The organism is Allobosea sp. (genome assembly GCF_036675845.1).
GTDB lineage: Bacteria > Pseudomonadota > Alphaproteobacteria > Rhizobiales > Beijerinckiaceae > Allobosea.
The window spans coordinates 1-3,217 of record NZ_JAKFED010000115.1 but is presented as its reverse complement, the minus strand read 5'-3'; the positions used below and the strand labels follow the sequence as shown (position 1 = coordinate 3,217).

4 protein-coding genes are annotated in these 3,217 nt (G+C 71.7%); all 4 read left to right on the top strand.

Features of this window, described 5'->3' with window-relative positions; translation table 11 throughout:
* The first annotated feature begins 121 nt into the window (after nucleotides 1-121).
* Nucleotides 122-385, top strand: coding sequence for a hypothetical protein (locus V6M56_RS12350; RefSeq protein WP_332684087.1), 264 nt, complete (start codon nucleotides 122-124; stop codon nucleotides 383-385).
* A 160-nt stretch (nucleotides 386-545) separates the two neighbouring features.
* Nucleotides 546-1,586 carry a DUF3616 domain-containing protein gene (locus tag V6M56_RS12345; RefSeq protein ID WP_332684085.1) on the top strand — a complete coding sequence of 347 codons (1,041 nt, stop codon included), beginning with the start codon at nucleotides 546-548 and terminating at the stop codon, nucleotides 1,584-1,586.
* 9 nt (nucleotides 1,587-1,595) lie between these two features.
* Entirely contained in the window at nucleotides 1,596-2,168 is a 573-nt protein-coding gene (locus V6M56_RS12340; RefSeq protein WP_332684084.1) for an NUDIX hydrolase, read from the top strand.
* 116 nt (nucleotides 2,169-2,284) lie between these two features.
* Nucleotides 2,285-3,217: FUSC family protein (locus V6M56_RS12335; RefSeq protein WP_332684082.1), on the top strand; the 933-nt coding region annotated here is incomplete at its 3' end.

Sequence of the window (3,217 nt, the reverse complement as noted above, 5' to 3'; positions counted from 1 at the left end):
CCCTCTCCTTCCAGGAGAGGGTTCCCCGCGCCACGTCTGGCAGATGTCGCGCCCGCCCTGATCCCCTGCCGGCTTCCTTCTCTCCCGCGCCGGCCACGCCCCAACCGTGAAAGGACCCGCCATGAGCCGCCGCCGCGACATCGCCCTCCCCACACCGACGCCCTGGGAAAGTCTCGCGCATTATCAGGCCGCGCGCCGGCGCGTGCTCGGCGGCCTTGCCGGCAAGCTCGAGCTCTGGCGCGATTGCGCGCGGCCGGATTGCCGGCGGGCGCGGGCCTGCGCCGGCGATCCGGGCGGCTGCCTTGCCGCCTTCATGCACAACGAAGTCTCGGAGGAGGAGCGCGCCCAGCTGTATTGCCTGGTCCAGGCACGGCGCGGCGGCTGAGCGAAGCCGAGGCCGAGCGGGAGGCGTTTCGCCGCTTCGGCGCAGCCGCCGCGATGCCGGAGCTGTAATGGCAGGAGAAGGCGCAGGAGGAGCCGGCGCAGGCCGGACTTTGTAATTTGCCGCCGCGCCGGCTATCTCGCCTCATTCCTGGGGTGAGGCCATGATTGCAAAACTCGCTGCCGCGCTCGGCGTCTTCGTCCTTCTCGCCGCCGGCTCGGCCGCCGCGGCCCCGCCGCTCAAGCCCGAGCAGCGCCTGCGCGCCGATGGCGACTTCTCCGGCAAGAAGCCCGGCAAGACGGCGGTCGATCTCAGCGGCCTCGCCTGCATGCCCGCCGCGACCGGCACGCTGCGCTGCCTCGTCATCAACGACGAAGGCTCCTTCGCCCAGTTCGCCCGGATCGCCGAGAACCGCGTCACGCCGGGCGCAAGCGTGCCGCTGCTCGGCGACAAGGCTTCGGACACGACGCTCGGAGCCCCGCCCCGCCGCCTCTGCAAGGCGCAAGGCGCCTTCGCGGAACTGGATGGCGAGGCCGTCACCTATGCCGGCGGCGCCTTCTACATCGCCGGTTCCCATGGCTGCTCGCGGCACAAGGGCGAATTCCGGCTTTCCGCCTTCCATCTCGCCCGGCTCAGGGTCGACGAGGCCGGCGCGCCTTCGGGGCAGGTCGAGCTCACCTATCGCCTGAGCGACATGCTGCGCCAGGCCGGCGACGCCGCGCCCTTCTTCGGCAAGGGGCTGATCGACCAGAACGGGCTGAACCTCGAAGGCGTCGCGGTCACCGGCCCGACCTTGTGGGCCGGGCTGCGCGCGCCCTCGCTCGCCGGCCGGGCCTTCCTGGTCGGCGCGCCGGTCGAGGCGCTCTTTGCGCCCGGCAACTCCCCGGCCACGGTCGCACCGACCGTCATCGCCTTCGAGGCCGGCCGCGACCGCGGCATCCGCGACCTCGCCGCCTTGCCCGATGGTCGGCTGCTGGCGCTGCTCGGGCCGGCCCTGGACCAGCCGCTGCCCTACTCGCTGCTTCTGGTCGATCCCGCCAGGCCCGGCGATGCCCGGACGCTCGGCGACCTGCCGGTGCGCAGCGGCCAGAAGGCCGAGGCGGTCACCATCCTGGGGCAGCGCGCCGGCGGGCTCGATATCCTCATCGGCTATGACGGCGCCAGGAACGGCGCCTTCGAGCGCTATCGCATCCCGCTGCCCTGAGCTTTCAAAATGCCAGAAACCGGTTTTCTCGCGCGGCTCGAACCGCTGGTGACACGCTATCGCACTGAGGTCGCCGGCCCGCGCGAGCATCTCGCTCTGCTGCGCTGGCAGATCGGGCAGCGCCATGCGCTGGACGAGCGCGACACCTTTCCCGGCCATGTCACCACCAGCGCCTTCGTGCTCTCGCCGGGCCATGGGCAGGTGCTGCTGATCGACCATGTCGTGATCGGCCGCTGGCTCCAGCCCGGCGGCCATTACGAGCCGGCGGCGCGCTTCCATGAATCGGCGGCGCGCGAGGCGGTCGAGGAGACCGGCGTCGCCGGGCTCGGCTTGCATCCCTGGCATGGCGGCGGCGATACGCCCTTCGCCATCGACAGCCATGAGGTGCCCGGCAAGCCCGCGCGCGGCGAGCCGGCCCATATCCATCACGATCTGCAATATCTCTTCCTCGCCGATCCGGCACTGCCGCTGGTCGCGCAGGAAGAGGAGGTCCACGCCGCCGCCTGGAAGCCGCTGGCGGCGCTGGCCGAGATCGCCCCGCTCGCCTTCGCGCGGCTGCGATCGCTCGCTCCCGCCGGCTGAGACGGCGAACGCCTCAGCGCCCTCCGCCTCCGCGCCATGACAAGTCGGGCGCGGTGGTGGCAAGCTTGCACGCGTTCCGCCGCCCGCCGCGGCATCTGGAGGGCAGCCTCGCGCTCATGAAGCTGGTTCCGGCACTCGCCAGGCTGGGATTCGATACCGGGCGCCTGGGCTTTGCGCTGAGCGCCTGCCTGGCCGGCTGCCTGGCGCTGCTCATCGCCTGCGCGCTGGGGCTCGAGCATCCGCAATGGGCGGCGATGACCGTCTTCGCCGCCGCGCAGCCGGCCCGCAATATGCTGGTCGAGAAGGCCTTCTTCCGCGGTCTCGGCACGCTGGTCGGCACCGCTGCCGGCGTCGTGCTGATGCTGCTGTCCCGTGGCGAGCCGCTCCCCATCATGCTCGGGCTGGCGTTCTGGATCGGAGCCTGCGCCCTTGCCGGTAATCTGCTCCGCGGCTTCGTCTCCTACGGCGCCCTGCTCGCCGGCTACTCGGCCTCGATGGTGGTGCTGCTCGATGTCGGCCATCCGGACCATATCCTCGTCCTCGCGGCGGACCGGCTGCTGACCATGCTGACCGGCATCGTGACGGCGCTGGTCGTCGGCCTGCTCTTCGCGCCGAAGACGACGGAAGACGCGGTCACCGGCCGGGCGCGGCAGCTCGCCATCCTCGTCCTACGCCAATTGGCCGGGCGCCTCGCCGGGGCTGGGCCGGACGGCGAGGCGGAACGCCGGATCCTGCGCCAGCTTGCCGTGCTCGACGAGGCGCTGGAGCCGCATGGCGCCGGCTCGCTGCGTTCGAGACGCTCGGCCCGCAGCATCCGCAGCGTGATCTCCGCCCTCGTCTCGGCGCTGGTCTGGCTGAAGAGCACGCAGGAGATGCCGCCCGCCAAGGAGATCGGGAACCTCCTCGGCGAGGCTGCCGGCGTCCTTGAGACAAACGCCTCGGTGCAGCAGGCCCTGCCGCTGCTCGAACGGGCCGCCGACCTTTCGGAGGCTCATCCGGCCCTGCGGGATACGATCCTGAGGCTGGAGGCGGCGGGCAAGGAACGGCTC